Origin of the sequence: Agrobacterium genomosp. 2 str. CFBP 5494 (assembly GCF_900013495.1) — a bacterium.
GTDB classification, from domain to species: domain Bacteria; phylum Pseudomonadota; class Alphaproteobacteria; order Rhizobiales; family Rhizobiaceae; genus Agrobacterium; species Agrobacterium pusense.
This window is the reverse complement of record NZ_LT009719.1, coordinates 505,528-523,729: the sequence shown is the minus strand read 5'-3', so window position 1 is coordinate 523,729 and position 18,202 is coordinate 505,528. Positions and strand designations below refer to the sequence as shown.

Sequence of the window (18,202 nt, the reverse complement as noted above, 5' to 3'; positions counted from 1 at the left end):
GAAAGAGGAGCCTGACGTGTATCGCGTTGGAATTGACGTCGGCGGCACGAATACCGATGCCGTTGTGTTGCAGGATAAGACCGTTCTGGCGGGGGTGAAGGCCTCCACGACAGAGGATGTGACGTCAGGCGTCATCGAAGCCCTTGAAAAGGTCATCGAGGCATCGGGCATAGACAGGGCGCGCATCGGTGCCGTGATGATCGGCACCACACATTTCACCAATGCGGTGATCGAGCGCCGGCATATGGACGAGGTTGCAGCCATCCGGCTCGGCCTGCCGTCCGGTGCCGGCCTGCCGCCCATGGTCGACTGGCCGGATGATCTCAAGGAAATCGTCGGCAACCACGGTTATCAGGTGCGTGGCGGTTACGAATTCGACGGTCGTGAAATCTCACCGCTCGATGAGGACGAAATCGTCCGTATCGGTGCGGATATTCGCGCCAAGGGCCTGAAGGCCGCTGCCGTCACCTGCGTTTTCAGCGGCATCAATGATGCGATGGAACTTCGGGCGAAGGAAATCCTGCAGGAGCGCTGCCCCGGCCTGCCGGTGGTGATGTCCAAGGATATCGGCCGCCATGGCCTGCTTGCACGCGAAAGTGCGGCAATCATGAATGCCAGCCTGCTGTCGCTTGCCGACCGCACGGTTGCGGCTTTCGGCGAAGCGCTGAAGGCTGCGGGCATCACCTGCCCGTTCTATATCACCCAGAACGACGGTACGCTGATGGCGGCTGATGTAGTGCGCGGTTTCCCCGTGCTTACCTTCGCTTCCGGTCCGACGAACTCCATGCGCGGTGCGGCCTTCCTCACCGGTCTCAAGGATGCCGTGGTCGTGGATGTAGGCGGCACCACGTCGGACGTCGGCTCGCTGTCCCACGGTTTCCCGCGTCAGGCCTCGACCACGGTGGATATTGGCGGCGTCCGCACCAATTTCCGCATGCCCGACGTCTTTTCCATCGGTCTCGGCGGCGGTTCGCTTGTGGTCAATGGCGATCACGGCCTGACCGTCGGGCCGAAATCCGTCGGTTACCGCGTCCGCCGCGAGGCGCTCTGCTTCGGTGGCTCGACCCTGACAGCGACCGATATCGCGGTTGCCTCCGGCAAGGCGGATGTGGGCGAGAAAAAGCTGGTTTCCAGCCTCGACAAAAAGCTCGTGGATGCGGCCGTCAACAAGATCAACGACATGCTTGAAGCCTGCGTGGAGCGCAGCCGCATCTCATCGTCACCAGTGCCGGTTATCGCCGTTGGCGGCGGTTCCATCCTGATGCCGGATCGCATCGGTGATCTTGAGGTTATCCGGCCTGAGAATTTCGCGGTGGCCAATGCCGTTGGCGCGGCCATTGCGCAGATCAGCGGTGAGACCGACCGGGTCTTCTCACTCGTCGATGGACGCACGCGCGAGAGCGCACTGGCCGAGGCAGAAGCGGAGGCCCGCGAAAAGGCGGTTGCCGCCGGCGCGATTGCCGCGACGCTCGAAGTAATCGAGCGCGAGGATATGCCGCTGGCTTACCTGCCCGGCAACGCCACCCGCATTCATGTGAAAGTTGTTGGAGAAATGGGAGCCAATCATGGCTGAGACACGCAAGCTGAAATATGACGAGGCGGCATTGCGGACGCTGACGCGTGAAGATCTCGACGCACTGGAAATCGGCGCAGGCATTCTCGGCACGGGCGGCGGCGGCAATCCGTATCTCGGGAAGCTTCTGGCGCTGGAGGCCATGAAGGCCGGCTACGAGATGAAGATTCTCGCAACCGACGCCATCGAGCCGGACGCGCTCTGCATGTCCATCGGCGGTATCGGCGCGCCCGTCGTCGGCGTCGAGCGCATTCGCGAAGGCCGTGAAGGCCTGCGTTGCCTGCGGGCGATGGAAGAGCTGATCCGCACGCCAGTTGACGCCATCGTCTGCGAGGAAATCGGCGGTTCCAATTCCATGAACCCGCTGGTGACGGCGGCGCTGGGCGGCCTGCCGATCCTCGATTGCGACGGCATGGGCCGGGCATTCCCGGAAATGCAGATGACCACCTTCTCCATCTATGGCCATAGTTCCACGCCCTCGGTGATGTGCGATCTGCACGGTAATGCCGTCATCTTCAGCCATGCCGTTTCCGAGGTCTGGCACGAGCGCATGGCGCGCGCCTGCGTCGTCTCGCAGGGCGGCGGCGCGATGCTGGCGACCGCGCCGATGCAGGCGCACTACGTGCACCAGTATGGCATTCCGAAAACCTACACCAAGGCCATTGCCATCGGTGAGGCGGTGATCCGTGCCCGCAAGCAGCAGGAAGACCCTATTGCTGCAGTCTGCGCGCTCGAAGGCGGGCGGCGCATCTTCAACGGCAAGATCACCGATCTGAAGCGCCATCTTCGCGGCGGTTTCGCCGTCGGCGATCTTACGCTCTCCGGCTTCGACGATTGCGCCGGCCAGACGGCGGGCGTCGCCATCCAGAACGAATTCCTGCTGTTTTCCCGTGACGGCAAGGTGGAAGTGACGGTTCCCGATCTGATCGTCCTGCTCGATGTCGACACCGGTTATCCGATCACCACCGAAGTGCTGCGCTACGGCCAGCGCGTGGCCGTCATCGCCATTCCCTGTCACGACCTGCTGCGCAGCGCCCGCGCGCTTGAGGTCGTTGGCCCGGCGGCCTTCGGCTATCCGGACATTCCTTTCTCACCGCTGCCCGTTCCGGTCAGCAAGGCTGCCTAACCATAAGCGGGCCCGATGACCCGCAATAAAGAGGAGAACGATAATGAAAATGCCTGTAGTTTCTTCCCGTCTCGCCGCACTGGCGCTCGGCACGGCGCTCGCGTTGCCGGTCCTGTCTTCTGCGGCCCTTGCGGAAGACAAGGTGTCGGTCGCGGTCAACACCATGCAGATATTCAGCTCGCTCGACCCGGCGAAAGTGACTGACTACACCGGCTACATGGCCATCGTGAACATGTATGACGGACTTACCACGGTGAACGCCAAGGGCGAAATCGTGCCGCATCTGGCGAAATCCTGGGAGATTTCCGCGGACGGCCTGACCTACACCTTCCACCTGCGCGACGATGCGAAGTTCCAAGACGGTACGGCAGTGAAGGCGGCCGATCTTGCCTGGTCGATCCAGCGCCTGCTCGGTATCAACAAGGGCCCGTCGAACCTCATCGTCGGCGTGCTGAAGCCTGAAAACGTGACCGCACCTGACGATGCAACCCTGGTCATGAAGATCGACCGCCAGTTCTCGCCCTTCATGGCGGCGACGCCGCTGATGATGGCGATGAACAAGACGCTGATCGAAGCCAATGCCAAGCCCGAAGACAAATGGGGCGAGGCTTATGTTGGCGAACATTCCGCCGGTTCCGGCCCCTACAAGCTCGTCAGCTACAACCGCTCCGCCGACATGGTCATCGCCCGTAACGCCGATTATTTCCTCGGCTGGACCAAGGGCAAGCCGATCGATGAAGTACGCTTCGTGCAGACCAGCGACGACGCCACCGTCAAGGCGTTGGCGGAAAAGGGTGAGCTCGGCCTTTCCTCGCACGGGCTCGGCAACGACACCTATGAATCCATCGGCCGGATGAAGGGTTACAAGCTGATCCAGACCCGCACCGCCGGCGGTTTCGTCATCAAGCTCAACACCAAGGTCTATCCGACCGACGACGTCCACGTCCGCCGCGCCATCGCCTATGCGACTGACTACAAGACGATCCAGGAAGTGATCTATCCGGGCTTCGATATGAAGGGGCCGCTCTCTGACGCGTTCAAGGACGCGCATAATGGCGATATCCAGCCGGGCGTCTACGATCTGGAAAAAGCCAAGGAAGAGCTGGCGAAGTCGAAATATGCCGGCCAGAAGATCACGCTCGTCAACAGCTATGTCGCGTCGCTCGCCTTCGAGGCGGAAGTGGCGCTGCTGTTGCAGTCCAGCCTCGAGCAGATCGGCATCACGCTCGATATCAAGCCTGAGCCGTGGAACCGTATCGTCGAGCTTTCTTCCAAGCCCGAAACAACGCCGGCATCGACGCAGGTGAACATCTCGCCGACCTATCCGTCGCCGGATTCGATGTTCTACAACCAGTATCATTCCAAGGCATCCGGCACCTGGATGTCGATGGAATGGCTGCAGAACGCGGAAATCGACGGGCTGATCGACAAGGTTCGCGCCACCACTGATGTGAACGAGCAGAACGCTACCTACAAGGAGCTGCAGACGAAGATCGTTGATCTTCAGCCTGACGTCTGGGCGGTTGCGCCGAACCGCCGTTATGCGGCGAACAAGTGCCTTCAGGGTTACGAGTTCATCCCCATGCAGAGCTGGGACTTGAACTTCTCCAACTTCCATTGGGACTGCAAGGCCGAGTGATCTTTACCTCATGAAAACCGACCCCGCCCAGATGGCGGGGTTGGCAGGCTTGGAACTTCAAAGGGAAGGAGCATCGCCTGCGGCCGGAAAGGCTGCGGCATGCCCGAGGATGACGCATGATCCAGGAATTTTCCGAAGACGATATCGAACCTCTGGCCACCGGTGCCTGGATTCTGGGAACGGGGGGCGGCGGCAATCCCTATATCTCGACGCTCAATCTGCGGCGTCTCTATGCCGAGGGGCGACGGGTCAAGGTCATGGATCCCATGGCGCTTGCCGATGACGACATGGTTGCCGTCGTCTCCAAGATGGGTGCCCCGCTTGTCGGTCAGGAACGGCTGGGAGACCCCGTGCATCTTGCCCGCGCTGTCGAGGTCATGGAGGATTATCTCGGCAAGCCGTTCCGGGCGATCATGAGTGTGGAGATCGGCGGCTCCAACGCGCTCTCGTCTTTCCTCGCTGCCGCCGTCCTCGACCGGCCGGTCGTCAATGCCGACGCCATGGGACGCGCCTATCCCGAAGCGCAGATGACATCCTTCGCCATCGGCAACCTGCCGATGTTTCCGCTGTCGCTGGTCGATGTGCGCGACAATGAGGTGATCGTAACGCGGGCTGCCTCATGGAAATGGATGGAGCGTATCTCGCGTAAGGTCTGCACCGAAGTGGGCTCCACCGCCGCCACCTGCAAGGCGCCGCGCACCGGCAAGGAAGTGAAGGAGTGGGGCATTCATTACACCGTCACCAAGGCGACCGAACTCGGGCGCGCGGTGATGGAGGCGCGTGCGCGCCATGACGATCCCGTTCAGGCGGTTCTCGACCACGAGGGCGGCAAGCAGCTGTTTCGCGGCAAGGTGGTGGATGTGGCCCGCGAGACCACGGGTGGTTTCCTGCGCGGCAGCACGACCATTGAAGGCATCGATGCCGACCGTGGCTCGCGCATGGAGCTCGCATTCCAGAATGAGTGGGCCGTTGCCTTCCGCGATGGCCAGCCAGTCGCCATGACGCCGGACCTGCTTTGCCTTCTCGATACGGTTTCCGGCGGCGCCATCGGTACGGAATCGGTGCGTTACGGCCAGCGCGTGACGGTTGTCGCCCTGCCGGCACCCGAGCTTTTGACGACGCCTGCCGGCATCGCCGCCGTCGGCCCACGCGCCTTCGGTTATGACATTGACTTCAGATCGGTATTCCCATGAAACGCATCGGTATTGACGTTGGCGGCACCAATACGGATGCCGTTTTGATCGATGGAGACACCATTGTCGCCTCCATCAAGGTTCCGACCACGCAGGATGTCCTGTCGGGCGTAAAAGCAGCGCTCGCCCATGTGTCCGGCCATGTCGGCGCGACGGATCGACCGATCGACGCGGTGATGATCGGCACCACCCATTTCACCAATGCGGTGGTGGAGCGCGCCCGGCTGGAACGGGTTGCAGCCATCCGCATCGCTCTGCCGACCGGTTCTTCGCTGCCGCCCATGTGCGACTGGCCAAAAGATTTGTACGATGCTGTCGATCCGTTGATCTTCATGGTCCATGGTGGCCATGAATATGACGGCAGCCCGCTGGTGCCGATGATTCCCGATGAAATTCGGGAGGCGGCGATGAAAATCCGCGATGCGGGCATCACTTCCATCGCCATTTCGGCAACCTTCTCGCCGCTGACAACTGAATGCGAAGTGCGGGCGGCGGAAATCGTCCGTTCGGTCATTCCCGATGCACGCATCACGCTTTCCCATACGCTTGGCCGCATCGGGCTTCTGGAGCGGGAAAACGTCGCCCTGCTGAACGCGGCACTGCAAACCCTTGGCAAGACCACCGTTCAGGCATTTTCGGATGCGTTGCGCGAAGCAGGTGTGAAGGCGCCATTCTATCTGACCCAGAATGACGGCACGGTGGCGCTCGCGGATGTCGCCGCTGCCAACCCGGTGCACAGCTTCGCTTCCGGCCCGACGAACTCAATGCGGGGTGCTGCCTTCCTCACCGGGCTTAACGATGCCATGGTGGTGGATGTCGGTGGCACGACTTCCGATATCGGCTGCCTTGTCGGCGGTTTTCCGCGGGAAGCGAACAATATCGTCCATATTGGGGGGGTGCGCACGCTCTTCCGCATGCCCGATCTTCTGCCGATTGCGCTCGGCGGCGGCACCATCGTTGATCCTGAGACGGGCAAGATCGGTCCACGCTCGGTCGGTTATCGCATCCTGACGCAGGCCCGTGTTTTCGGCGGCCAGACACTCACGACCTCGGATATTGCCGTTGCTGCGGGGCTGATCGAGATGGGTGACCGCGACCGCGTCAAAGGCCTCGATCCGGCTTTCGTGCAGGCCACACTCCAACGCATCCGTGACATGGTGGCCGACAGTTTCGACCAGATGAAGACCTCGGCCGAAGATGTGCCGCTGGTTGCCGTCGGCGGCGGGGCGTTTTTGATTTCCGAGACGGTTCCGGGTGCGTCGGAAGTGCTGCGTGTGGAAAATGCCGGCGTTGCCAATGCGCTGGGCGCGGCGATGGCGCAGGTTTCCGGCGAGGTCGACCAGGTCTTTTCCGGCCTGAGCCGCGAGGAGGCCCTTGCGAAAGCAGAGACCGAGGCGCAGAACGCGGCGATTGCCTCTGGAGCGGAACGAGCGAGCCTGAAGACGCTTGAGGTGGAAGATATCCCGATTGCCTATCTGCCTGGCGGCGCGCGGCGGGTTCGCGTGCGGGTCATCGGCGATATCGCCTTTCATTGATGGTAAGAGGCCCTGCGGTTGGCGGGGCGACGAGGGGAGAGAACATGACGAAGATCGCACTGGCCATTCACGGTGGTTGCGGCGTTATGCCGGAAGACAGCATGACTTCAGAGGAGTGGACCGCTGCGCGCGATGATCTGGCAGCGGCGCTGCGTGCCGGTTATGGCGTATTGAAGGCTGGCGGAACCGCGCTTGAGGCGGTCGAGGCGGCGGTCGTTGTCATGGAGGACAGCCCGCATTTTAACGCAGGGCATGGTGCCGCACTGAACGAGAACGGCATCCACGAACTCGATGCCTCGATCATGGATGGTGCCACATTGGCAGCGGGCGCGATCAGCGCGTCCCGCGCCATTCGCAATCCGGTGAAAGCCGCCCGCGCACTGATGGCGGATAACCGTGCCGTCTATCTGACGGGGGAGGCGGCCGACCGCTTTGCAGAGGAAAAGGGGCTTGCGACCGAGCCGCAATCCTATTTCACGACTCAAAAGCGCCGTGAAGCACTGGCGGCGATGAAGCGCCATGCCGCCGCTGGCACGGAAGCGACGGAAAACGAGAAACACGGAACCGTGGGTGCGGTGGCGCTCGATGCGGCGGGCCATCTTGCCGCGGCCACCTCGACAGGTGGCTACACCAACAAGCCCGATGGCCGGGTGGGTGACAGCCCGGTGATCGGGGCAGGCACCTATGCACGGGATGGGGCCTGCGCGGTTTCCGGCACCGGCAAGGGCGAATTTTTCATCCGCTACGTCGTCGGTCACGAAGTCGCATCCCGCGTCGCCTATCTCGGGCAGGATCTGGAGACGGCTGCTGGCAATCTCGTCCATCAGGATCTGGCGCCCTACGATATTGGCGCGGGTCTTGTGGCTATCGATGCCGAAGGCGGGATTGCAGCGCCCTACAATACCCCCGGCATGTTCCGCGGTTGGGTCACCTCCACGGGTGATGCTTGCGTGGCCACCCATGACACCGTGTATTCGGTGGAACTGTAGGCAGTTGCCGCGTGCGGGATAAAAAACCGGTGACATGAAGCGTTATCGGCGGCAAAACGTCAGAACCGAAACCGGCTTGTCTCTTCATCCATGGTGCTGGCCTCATGAACATCAAGCAGCTCGAAGTTCTTCGTACGCTTCTTTCCACCGGCTCGACCATCGCCACGGCCAAGGCAATGGGGCTTAGCCAATCGGGTATCAGCCGGCTGCTGGCGCAGCTTGAGGCCGACCTGTCTCTGACGCTGTTTGCCCGCGACAAAGGGCGGCTCATTCCGACACCGGAGGCGGTGCTGCTTGCGCGGGATGCGGAAAACGTGCTGCTTGCGGTCGACCGCATGTCCGGTCATGCGGAAGATTTGCGGAATGGTGCGGCTGGTCCGGAAATCGTGCGCATCGGGCTGCCGAGCAGTATGTGGGAAAATTTCGCGCCCGCCATGCTGATCGACTATGTCCGGGATTTTCCCGGCGTTCGCATCGAGACTTTTTTCGAGACGACGACCGCCATCAACAAGCTTGTCGGCGAGCGGGTGATTGATCTCGGTTTCCTGCGGATGGAAGGTGAGATCGGGCCGGGCATCGACGTCGAGCGTGTCGCGACCGGCAAGAGTGTGTGCGTGGTCCGGGAGGATCATCCGCTGGCAGCGCTTGACGAAATTACCGTGAAGGACCTGCGCAACATTCCGCTCATCCTGATCGGCCGCCAGCGGCCAAATCGCATGGCGCTCGATCAGGTGTTCAAAAAGGCTGGCGTCAAACCGATGGTGAAGATCGAGACTCACACCAACAGTTCCGCCTGCGCCTATGTGGCGCACGGGTTGGGGGTAACGATCATCAGCAGTTTTTATGCCAACCTCTATCGGCACCTGCCCGTTGTCGCGAGGCCGTTCGTCCCGCAGGCGACGCAGGAGTTCGGTCTTGCCCGCGCCTCCGGGGCACCGCTCTCCATCGCTGCGCAGGCGCTGAGCGATGCCTTGAAGCGGGAAATTCAGCTCTCGCAAAAGATCGTCTGAAGCGGGATTTTGGGCGGAAGATGTCCTTGTCCTCATCGGGAGGACCGCGCCGTCATTCTGCATAGATGTATGACGTTTATGCATAATATTGCGTGATATTTCTCAATCCGTCATAGTCGCCAGCAATGAAACCGATAGAGGCGGGCTGTCATTACCTGCCATCAATCGTGGGGAACCGATGATAAGATTCATACTGAGCCGTCTTTTGATGGCGCTGCCGACGATCGCATTCGTGTCGATCACGGTGTTTGCGCTCATCCGCTTCATTCCCGGCGATCCGGCCGCCCTGATGCTGGGCGACATGGCGCAACCGGAACAGATCGAAGCCATGAGGACCGAGCTCGGCCTCGACAAGTCCATGCCGCAACAGTTCGTCATCTGGGCCGGCAATGTGGTGCAGGGCGATTTCGGTCGCTCCATCGTCAATGACGAGCCGGTGCTGCCGCTGGTCGTCTCGCGCTTTCTCGTCAGCGCCGAGATCGTCGTGGTTGCGGTGCTTCTCGCCAGCCTGATTGCGGTTCCGGCAGGCGTGATCGCCGCCTGGAAACAGAACAGCCTGACTGATCTCGCGCTGGTCGGAACGGCGACGCTGCTTCTGTCCATTCCCACGTTCTGGCTTGGCCTTCTGCTTCTTCTGTTTTTCGGCCTGAAACTCGGCTGGCTGCCGGTGCTCGGATATGTGTCGATCAGCGACAATCTCGTCGGCGGCATGCTTTATCTCGTCCTGCCCGTCATGACGCTGGTAATCCACGAAATGGGTGTTCTGATCCGCATGGCGCGCGCCTCGACGCTGGAGGTTCTGCGGCTTGATTACATCACCCACGCCCGCGCCAAGGGCCTTTCGGAAAGCGCCGTTCTCTGGCGGCACGCCTTCAAGAATGCCTTTGGCCCGACCTGGACAATGATCGGCCTCATCCTTGGTAATCTTCTCGGCGGCATCGCCGTCATCGAAACGGTGTTCACCATTCCGGGCCTCGGGCGGTTGATGGTCGACAGTATTTTTGCCCGCGACTATCCGGTCATTCAAGGCTGTCTGCTGTTCGTCTCGCTCTCCTATGTTCTGGTCAACCTGTTCGTCGACCTCCTCTATCCCCTCTTCGATCCGCGCGTGGTTGCCGAATGAAAAAGTTCACACTCAACGGGCTTATCGGCGGCTTTCTCATCGCCCTCCTGCTCATTACCGCCGCAACCGGCCTGTTCTGGACACCTTATGATCCAATGAAGCTCGGTTTCGCCTCGCGTCTGGCCGGTCCAAGCGCCAGCCATCTTCTCGGCACCGATGAATTCGGGCGCGATGTTTTGAGCCGCCTGATGGTCGGCGCACGTGCCAGCGTCTGGATCGGCTTCCTGACGGTCAGCTTCGCGACGATCTGCGGCACGCTGATCGGCCTTGTCAGCGGTTATGCGCGGGGCTGGGTGGATGGCATCATCATGGCCATCAACAATGCGCTTCTCGCCTTTCCCGGCATTCTGCTGGCGCTGGGCCTGCTCGCGGTGTTCGGCGCAAACCAGTATGGCATCATCTTCGCTCTAGGTATCGCTTATACGCCATCCATGGCCCGCGTGGTGCGCGGTGCCGTGCTTTCTCTGCGTGAGCGTGAATTCATCGAGGCGTCGCTGGTGATGGGCAATGGTGAAATCTACACCATGTTCCGCCACATCCTGCCCAATTGCATCGCGCCGATCACGGTTCTTGCCACTTCCATGTTTGGCTGGGCCATTCTGTCGGAAAGCGCGCTCTCCTTCCTTGGCCTTGGTGTGCCGCCGCCGGCCCCCACCTGGGGCAATATGCTGGCCGCCGGCCGACCCTTCATCCAGCAGGCCGTGTGGCTGGGTCTTTTCCCCGGTCTCTGCATCGCGCTGACGCTGCTCGGCATCAATCTTTTGGGCGATGCCCTCCGCGACAGGCTTGACCCGCGCATGAGAGGTCTCAAATGACTGATAATACACTTCTCACCGTCCGGGGCCTTTCGCTCGAAGTCGCCAGAACCGGCCATCGGGTGGTCAAGGATGTTTCCTTCGATATAGCCGCGGGCGAAATCTTCGGCATCGTCGGTGAAAGCGGTTCGGGTAAGACGCTCGCCACCCGCGCGCTCATCTCGCTTCTGCCACCGGCCATCGCTGTCACCGGCGGGTCGATCGTCTACAAGGGGCAGGATGTGATGTCTCTGCCGGTGAAGGCGCTTCGAAGTCTGCGCGGCGCAGAGATCGGTGTGGTGTTTCAGGAGCCAATGACCTCCCTCAATCCATCAATGACGATAGGCCGGCAGCTGGAAGAGGGGCTGATCCTTCACACGAAACTGTCGGGAGAAGAGCGCCGCGCGGGAATTCTCGACATGCTGAGCCGAGTCGGCATCCGCGATCCCCAAGGCGCGTTGACGGCCTATCCGCATGAGTTTTCCGGCGGTATGCGCCAGCGCATCATGCTGGCCTCGGTCATGCTGTTGAAACCCGCTTTGCTGATTGCCGACGAGCCGACGACGGCACTTGACGCTGTCATCCAGCGCGATGTCATGGAACTGATGGTGGAGCTGACACGTGCGGAAGGCACCGCCGTTTTGCTCATCAGCCATGATCTGCCGATGGTGGCGCGTTATACCAGACGCATCGTGGTCATGGAAAAAGGCGCGATTGTCGAGCAGGGCCGTACCGAGGACCTGCTGGACGCGCCGCAGCACCCATATACCAAGAAGCTGCTTTCCTCCCTGCCGTTCCGTGGCGAGCCGCGCCGTATCGACACCTCCAAAGCGCCGATGGTTTCGGCCCGCGATATCGTTGTCGATTATGCCGGCCGCAAATCCCTGCTGAAGAAAGCCAAGCCAAAGCGCGCGCTGCATGGCGTCAGCATCGATATTCATGAGGGAGAGGTCGTGGCGCTGGTTGGCGGCTCCGGTTCCGGCAAGACGACGCTTGGCCGCACCATTGCCGGGCTCGTCAAGGAAAGCGAAGGGCATATCCGCTTTCAGGGCCGCGAGCGCAACGAGGACTGGAAGGATTATCGCCTGAATTGCCAGATGGTGTTTCAGGATCCCTATTCCTCGCTTGATCCGCGCATGACCATTCAGGCGCTGGTGGAGGAGGCATTGCGCCTCGTGCCTGACCTCGATCAGGCCGCCAAGCGCAAGCGGGCGCTGGAAACACTGGAGGAAGTGGGGCTCGGCGCTGACTACGCCGCCCGTTATCCGCACGAGCTTTCCGGCGGCCAGCGCCAGCGCGTGGCGATTGCCCGCGCGATTGCCCGCCGTCCGCGGTTCCTGATCGCCGACGAACCGGTCTCGGCACTCGACGTGACGGTGCGGGCGCAGGTGCTCGATCTCTTTTCCGATCTGCAGAAACGTTACGGCTTTTCCTGCCTGTTCATCAGCCACGATCTCGGTGTGGTGGAGCAGGTGGCGGACCGTGTCGTCGTCATGCAGGACGGCCGCATCATCGAAGAGGGTGACCGCGACACGATTTTCGACAGTCCGAAGGAAGCCTATACGCGCCGGCTGCTCTCGGCCATTCCCGCCCTCGACCAGAATGAAAAGGGCGGCGTGACACTGAAATGGCGTCTGGAAGATGAAGTTTAACAGGAAGATGACAATGACTGTGGCTGCCCAATTAAATGCGATCTGTGATGCACAGCCTTTCGTGACGCGCTTCATGGTGCGCAATCTCCTGACCGGTGAAGAGATCGGCCGGGGAGAAAACGAGGAGACGCCATCGGGCAGCACCCGCAAGACGTCGATCATGATGGCAGTGCTCAAGGCCGCCAGCGAAGGGCGGATCGATCTCGACCAGCCCGTCACCTATGAAAAACGGCTGGCGGAAGAGGTGGCGAGCGGCATGTTCCGCTATATGACGCCGGGCATCGTGATTTCGCTACGCGATGCCGTCGCCGGCATGATGGTGCTGAGCGATAATGTCTGCACCAAGATGGTGCTGGAGAGGCTGACGCTGGAAGAGGTGGACGGCTATTGCAAATCGCTCGGCATGTCCAACACCCATCATCGTTTTCTCATTCCGCCATTGGCACTGGCGGCGGACCATCCGCTTAAAACCGTCACTACAACGTCGGCGGCGGACCAGGTGTTGCTGTTGCAGACCATTCTCGATGCCCAGTCCTCGCGGCAAGCGCAGGCGAAGCTCGGATGCAGTGCGCAATTGTGCGAATGGGCGATGCAGACGCTGAAGAACCAGATTTTGCGTTATGGAATTCGCTCCCGCCTGCCGTTCGAGGCCGTGGTGGCGAGCAAGAGCGGTCGCGGCAAACGTGGTCGCATGGATGCGGGCATCGTCTACAGAAACGGCGCGCCGTCCTTCATCATCACCGCTTATACCGATGAGGTGCCGCAAACCATGCCTGACGGCACGCCGGGATACACCATCGCGCTCGAAACGATCGGCCGGCTGGCGCAGGCGTGCTGGGATGGCTTTCATCAATAACAATCAACGACAACAAAGAGGGTAGAACAGTGAAAAAACTTCTTCTCGCAGGCGTTGCCCTGCTCGTAACGGCCAACATAACCGCAGCACGCGACATCACCATTGCGCAGAGCTCGGATCTGCGCAGCAACAACCCGGGGGTGAACCGCGATGGCAATACGGATGGGGTCATCCTGCATATCGTCGAGGGTCTCGTCGGCTATAACAATGCCGGTGAGGTGAAGCCGCTTCTCGCAGAAAGCGTCGAGGTTGCCCCTGATGGCCTGACCTATACGTTCAAGCTGCGCAAGGACGTGAAATTCCACAACGGCAAGCCGCTCACCGCAGAGGATGTCGTCTGGAACTGGACGCGTTACCTGAAGCCGGAAACCAAATGGGCCTGCCTCAACGATTTCGTCGAGGGCGGCGCAGCACACGTCACTGGCGTCAAGGCCACGGATGCTTCCACTGTCGAGATCACCCTGGAAAAACCATCCGGCGTTTTCCTGGGCCTCATGTCACGGCCGGAATGCGGTTATACGGGCATGATCTCACCGGAATCGGTTGCTTCCGATGGCAGTTTCGTCAAGCCGATCGGCACGGGGCCCTTTCAGTGGGACGAGTGGAAGAAGGGCGAGTATATCCGCCTCGCCAAGTTTGCCGACTACGTTTCGCCGGCAAATGACGGCAAGCCTGACGGCATGGTCGGCTCCAAGCGGCCGCTGGCCGATGGCGTCAAGTTCATGGTCATCCCTGATGCCTCGACCGTGAAGGCGGGTCTTGAATCCGGCGTGCTCGATACGGCCGAGATTTCCCCCGATCTCATTCCGGAATTCAAGACCAACGAAAAGATGCAGCTCATTGTTTCCCGCAACAACGGCAAGAACCTGTTCTACATCCAGACCCGTGACAAGGTGCTGAGCAATCCCGGCGTGCGTCGCGCCATGGCGATGGCACTCGATCTTGATGAACTGGTTGCCGCCGCATCCAACGGCACGGGCGAGGCCAACGGTTCGATGGTTTCGCAGGATTCTGTCTATTATGGTGAGACCCAGAAGAAGCGTCCGGCCTATGACGTCGAGGCCGCCAAGAAGGAGCTTGAGGCGGCCGGTTACAAGGGCGAACCAATCTCGATCATCGCCAACAAGCGTGGCAACGTGCCGAGCTTCCCGGCCGCCGTCATGGCGCAGGCGATGATGCAGCAGGCGGGCCTCAACGTGCAGATCGAGGTGCTGGACTATGCCACCCAGGTGGATCGCCGCCGCTCCGGCAATTATCAGGTGATCTCGCAGTCGGTCGCTCCGCGCCTCGACCCGGCGCTGATGTATGCCTTTTATGTCGGCAACAAGGACAAGAACGCTTCCCTGATGTGGGATGATCCGAAGGCGATCGAGCTGATGAAGGCCGCCTATGTTGAGGCCGACCAGACGAAACGCCAGAAGATTTTCGATGAGTTCCATGAGCTGATGCTGAAGGAAATGCCGGGTATCTTCCTCTATGACATGGTCGATGTCTGGGGCGCGACGAAGAAGCTGAAGGGCCAGCCTGTCTGGCAGTCGAACGCTCGCCTCTGGGAGGTCTCGGTCGACAACTGACCCACCCTTGCCCGCGCCGGCGGCTGACCCCGGCGCGGGCTTTCCATTATTAAGCGCGGTAATTTGGCGGTGCCTCTGCCGAAGCGCCTGAGCGTGCCCGAAAAGGGCGGAAATGCGAGGAAAAGCCATGAACCGTGATGCCGTGATGTCGATTGCCGCCGAAATCGAGGCGATGAAGCCTGATTTCACCACTTTGAGCGACAGCATCTGGGATTTTGCCGAACTCAAATTTGAAGAACGGCAATCTGCCGGCGTTCTGGCCGCCGCGCTTGAGGAAAATGGCTTTGCGGTTCGGCGCGGTGTGGCGGGCATGGAAACCGCCTTCATCGGCGAATTTGGCAGGGGCAAGCCCGTTATCGCCTTCCTCGGTGAATTCGATGCGCTGGCCGGCATGAGCCAGGTGGCTGATGTGGCGAAGGTGCAGCCGCGAGAGGAGGGCGCCACCGGCCATGGCTGTGGCCATAACCTGCTCGGCGTCGGCTCATTGATGGCCGCTATTGCGCTCGCCCGGCATCTGAAGGCCAATAACATGCCCGGCACCGTCCGTTATTACGGCTGCCCCGGCGAGGAGGGCGGTTCCGGTAAGACCTTCATGGTGCGTGCCGGCCTGTTTGACGATGTCGATGCTGCGCTGACCTGGCACCCGGCACCGTTCAACGGGGTACGCTCGACCAATAATCTGGCCGTGCTGGAATATTTTTACCGTTTCAAGGGTGTTGCGGCCCACGCTTCCAATGCAGCCCATCTCGGCCGCTCGGCGCTCGATGCCGTCGAACTCATGAATGTCGGCGTCAATTTCCTGCGCGAACACATGCCGCAGGATTGCCGCGTACATTATGCAATCACTGACACTGGCGGCAAGGCGGCCAATGTGGTGCAGGCCAAGGCGGAAGTCCTTTATCTGATCCGCGCCCCGGAAATGCGTCAGGCGCTTGATCTCGCCGCGCGGGTGGACAAGGTGGCGCGCGGTGCGGCACTGATGACCGAGACCGAGGTGGAGATCGTCTTTGATACCGCCTCCACCAATCTGCTGCCCAACATCGCGCTGGAAACGGCGATGCATGAAAACATGGTGGCGCTTGGCCCCGTCGCTTTCGACGAAGCGGATATCGCTTTTGCCAAACGCATCCAGGATACTTTTACTGACGAGGCGATCAAAAGCAGCATCCGGCTCTACCAGATAAAGGGTGATGTCTTTTCCAACCGTAAGATCGACGGCTCGACGCCCCTGCATCTCGGCCTGCGGGATTTCGAGGGGCATTCGCATTTTCGGGCCGGCTCCACCGATGTCGGTGACGTCAGCTGGGTGACACCGACCGCACAATGCTGGACACCCGCCTGGGCGATCGGAACCAATCCGCATACCTGGCAGGTGGTGGCACAAGGCAAAACTCCTGCCGCCCATAAGGCCATGGTGCATGCCGCCAAAACGCTTGCAGCGACAGGTCTTTCACTGATGACAACGCCGGAACTGCTCGCCAATGCCAGGAAGGAATGGCAGGAAAAGACGGAAGGCAGCAAATATGTATGCCCGATTCCCGCCGATGTCATGCCGGGCTCCCACCGGTAAGGCGCTACGCACCTCCTTTTGCCGCTGCCCGTGCCGCCATATTTCCAGAGGCGGCACGGAAGATCCCCTGACTGTTTCGAGCGGAAGAAAAGCTGATGCGCCGCCGGCCTTCTCCAAGGAGAGCCAGTGGATGCCGGTTTGGAATAAATCTTCCATCACGGCCGAGTTCTCCCGATTTCGAGCCGTAAACCATAATTTCAACGGCTTATGGACCCGGCCTCCCGGTTGGGAACGAGGCCGAGCGAGCCTCTGCATCTTCCACGGCTATGCGATCCGGAAGGCGCTTTCTCCGCAATTTCCCATCATCACAGCCTTGTGCACCACTCCGCTGCGGGGCTGCGAAGAAAACATTGACGTTCGAACCAAAAATGGAATAAATATATCGAACAGGCAGAAAATCGGTTTCATTATTCCGTTTTCTGATGTGAGGAGGTTGCGGCGGGCTTTCGGGTTCGTCTCCGGCTGGGAGAGGCGGCGCCGGACGCCACGGAGGAGAAAAACAATGAAGAAATTTATCATCGGCGCAGCTATGTCTGTGCTTCTCGGCACGGCGGCCCATGCGGAGACCGTAGGTGTCTCGATGGCGCTGTTTGACGACAACTTCCTGACCGTGCTGCGCAATGGCATGCAGGATTATTCCAAGGAGCTGAAGGGCGTCACCCTGCAGGTCGAGGATGCGCAGAACGACGTCGCCAAGCAGCAGAGCCAGATCCAGAACTTCATCGCTTCCAAGGTCGACGCGATCATCGTCAACCCTGTGGACACGGATGCGACAGCGGCCATGTCCAAGCTCGCAGCCGACGCCAAGATTCCGCTCGTTTACGTCAACCGCCAGCCGGTGAACGTCGACAGCCTGCCGGACGGACAGGCGTTTGTCGCCTCCGACGAAACGGTGGCTGGTACGCTTGAGGCGAAAGAGGTTTGCCGCCTCCTCGGTGGCAAGGGCAATGCCGTCATCATGATGGGCGAGCTCTCGAACCAGGCGGCGCGCATGCGCACGCAGTCTGCGAAGGATGTCTTGAAGACCGACGAATGCAAAGGCATTTCCGTGGTTGAAGAGCAGACTGCCAACTGGCAGCGCACGCAGGGTTCCGACCTCGTGACCAACTGGCTGTCGAGCGGCATCGAGTTCAACGCCGTCATCGCCAATAACGACGAAATGGCGATCGGCGCGATTCAGTCTCTGAAGGCTGCTGGCAAGGACATGAAGGATTATGTCGTCGCCGGTGTAGACGCCACGCAGGATGCTCTCGCCGCCATGCAGGCGGGCGATCTCGACGCCACGGTCTTCCAGGATGCGGCAGGCCAGGGCAAGGGCGCACTTGATGCCGCGCTGAAGCTCGTCAAGGGCGAGAAGGTCGAGAAGAAGGTTTACATCCCCTTCCAGCTCGTCACGCCTGAAAACGTCAAGGACTACGTGGCCAAGAACTAGTGGCCGCCTTCCGGCATCTGCGCCCGTTCAGATTGATATTGGAGGCAGATGCCGGTTCCCGACGGCGCCGAACAAGCTTCGGCGCATGAGGGGATCGTGATTGAATTCCAGTGAATTCAAAGTGTTGCAGCGCCCT

General features: G+C 60.7%; 14 protein-coding genes. All 14 read left to right on the top strand.

The features are described from left to right. Positions 1-16: 16 nt before the first annotated feature. The 14 genes from AGR2A_RS17245 to AGR2A_RS17175 all read left to right on the top strand — a co-directional run bounded on the left by AGR2A_RS17245 (position 17) and on the right by AGR2A_RS17175 (position 18,066). Positions 17-1,573, top strand: a complete 1,557-nt coding sequence (locus AGR2A_RS17245; protein ID WP_072493680.1) for a hydantoinase/oxoprolinase N-terminal domain-containing protein — start codon at positions 17-19, stop codon at positions 1,571-1,573. Continuing rightward, positions 1,566-2,699: a DUF917 domain-containing protein gene (locus AGR2A_RS17240; protein WP_004438394.1), complete on the top strand. Its 1,134-nt coding sequence runs from the start codon at positions 1,566-1,568 to the stop codon at positions 2,697-2,699. Before AGR2A_RS17245 ends, AGR2A_RS17240 begins: the two co-directional genes overlap by 8 nt. A gap of 43 nt (positions 2,700-2,742) precedes the next feature. Continuing rightward, on the top strand, positions 2,743-4,338 hold the full coding sequence (locus AGR2A_RS17235) for an ABC transporter substrate-binding protein (RefSeq protein ID WP_072493606.1): 1,596 nt from the start codon (positions 2,743-2,745) through the stop codon (positions 4,336-4,338). 116 nt (positions 4,339-4,454) lie between these two features. After that, positions 4,455-5,531, top strand: coding sequence for a DUF917 domain-containing protein (locus AGR2A_RS17230; RefSeq protein ID WP_006698622.1), 1,077 nt, complete (start codon positions 4,455-4,457; stop codon positions 5,529-5,531). After that, positions 5,528-7,066 (top strand): hydantoinase/oxoprolinase N-terminal domain-containing protein, encoded by a 1,539-nt coding sequence (locus AGR2A_RS17225; protein WP_072493605.1) that lies wholly within the window; start codon positions 5,528-5,530, stop codon positions 7,064-7,066. Before AGR2A_RS17230 ends, AGR2A_RS17225 begins: the two co-directional genes overlap by 4 nt. A gap of 44 nt (positions 7,067-7,110) precedes the next feature. Next, a complete protein-coding gene (locus AGR2A_RS17220; RefSeq protein ID WP_037091053.1) occupies positions 7,111-8,055 on the top strand; it encodes an isoaspartyl peptidase/L-asparaginase family protein in 945 nt (314 codons plus the stop codon). A 104-nt stretch (positions 8,056-8,159) separates the two neighbouring features. After that, positions 8,160-9,065 (top strand): LysR family transcriptional regulator, encoded by a 906-nt coding sequence (locus AGR2A_RS17215; RefSeq protein ID WP_004438405.1) that lies wholly within the window; start codon positions 8,160-8,162, stop codon positions 9,063-9,065. Positions 9,066-9,243: 178 nt separating this feature from the next. Beyond that, complete coding sequence (locus tag AGR2A_RS17210) at positions 9,244-10,188, top strand: ABC transporter permease (RefSeq protein WP_004438407.1); 945 nt, start codon at positions 9,244-9,246, stop codon at positions 10,186-10,188. Beyond that, a complete protein-coding gene (locus AGR2A_RS17205; RefSeq protein ID WP_072493604.1) occupies positions 10,185-11,003 on the top strand; it encodes an ABC transporter permease in 819 nt (272 codons plus the stop codon). Before AGR2A_RS17210 ends, AGR2A_RS17205 begins: the two co-directional genes overlap by 4 nt. After that, positions 11,000-12,634 (top strand): ABC transporter ATP-binding protein, encoded by a 1,635-nt coding sequence (locus AGR2A_RS17200; RefSeq protein WP_037091055.1) that lies wholly within the window; start codon positions 11,000-11,002, stop codon positions 12,632-12,634. Before AGR2A_RS17205 ends, AGR2A_RS17200 begins: the two co-directional genes overlap by 4 nt. A gap of 13 nt (positions 12,635-12,647) precedes the next feature. Then, complete coding sequence (locus tag AGR2A_RS17195) at positions 12,648-13,490, top strand: serine hydrolase (RefSeq protein ID WP_167378225.1); 843 nt, start codon at positions 12,648-12,650, stop codon at positions 13,488-13,490. A gap of 29 nt (positions 13,491-13,519) precedes the next feature. After that, positions 13,520-15,064: an ABC transporter substrate-binding protein gene (locus AGR2A_RS17190; protein WP_072493602.1), complete on the top strand. Its 1,545-nt coding sequence runs from the start codon at positions 13,520-13,522 to the stop codon at positions 15,062-15,064. Positions 15,065-15,191: 127 nt separating this feature from the next. Continuing rightward, positions 15,192-16,634 carry a M20 family metallopeptidase gene (locus AGR2A_RS17185; protein ID WP_080823246.1) on the top strand — a complete coding sequence of 481 codons (1,443 nt, stop codon included), beginning with the start codon at positions 15,192-15,194 and terminating at the stop codon, positions 16,632-16,634. A 502-nt stretch (positions 16,635-17,136) separates the two neighbouring features. After that, positions 17,137-18,066 carry a sugar ABC transporter substrate-binding protein gene (locus tag AGR2A_RS17175; protein ID WP_004438419.1) on the top strand — a complete coding sequence of 310 codons (930 nt, stop codon included), beginning with the start codon at positions 17,137-17,139 and terminating at the stop codon, positions 18,064-18,066. Positions 18,067-18,202: the final 136 nt, after the last annotated feature.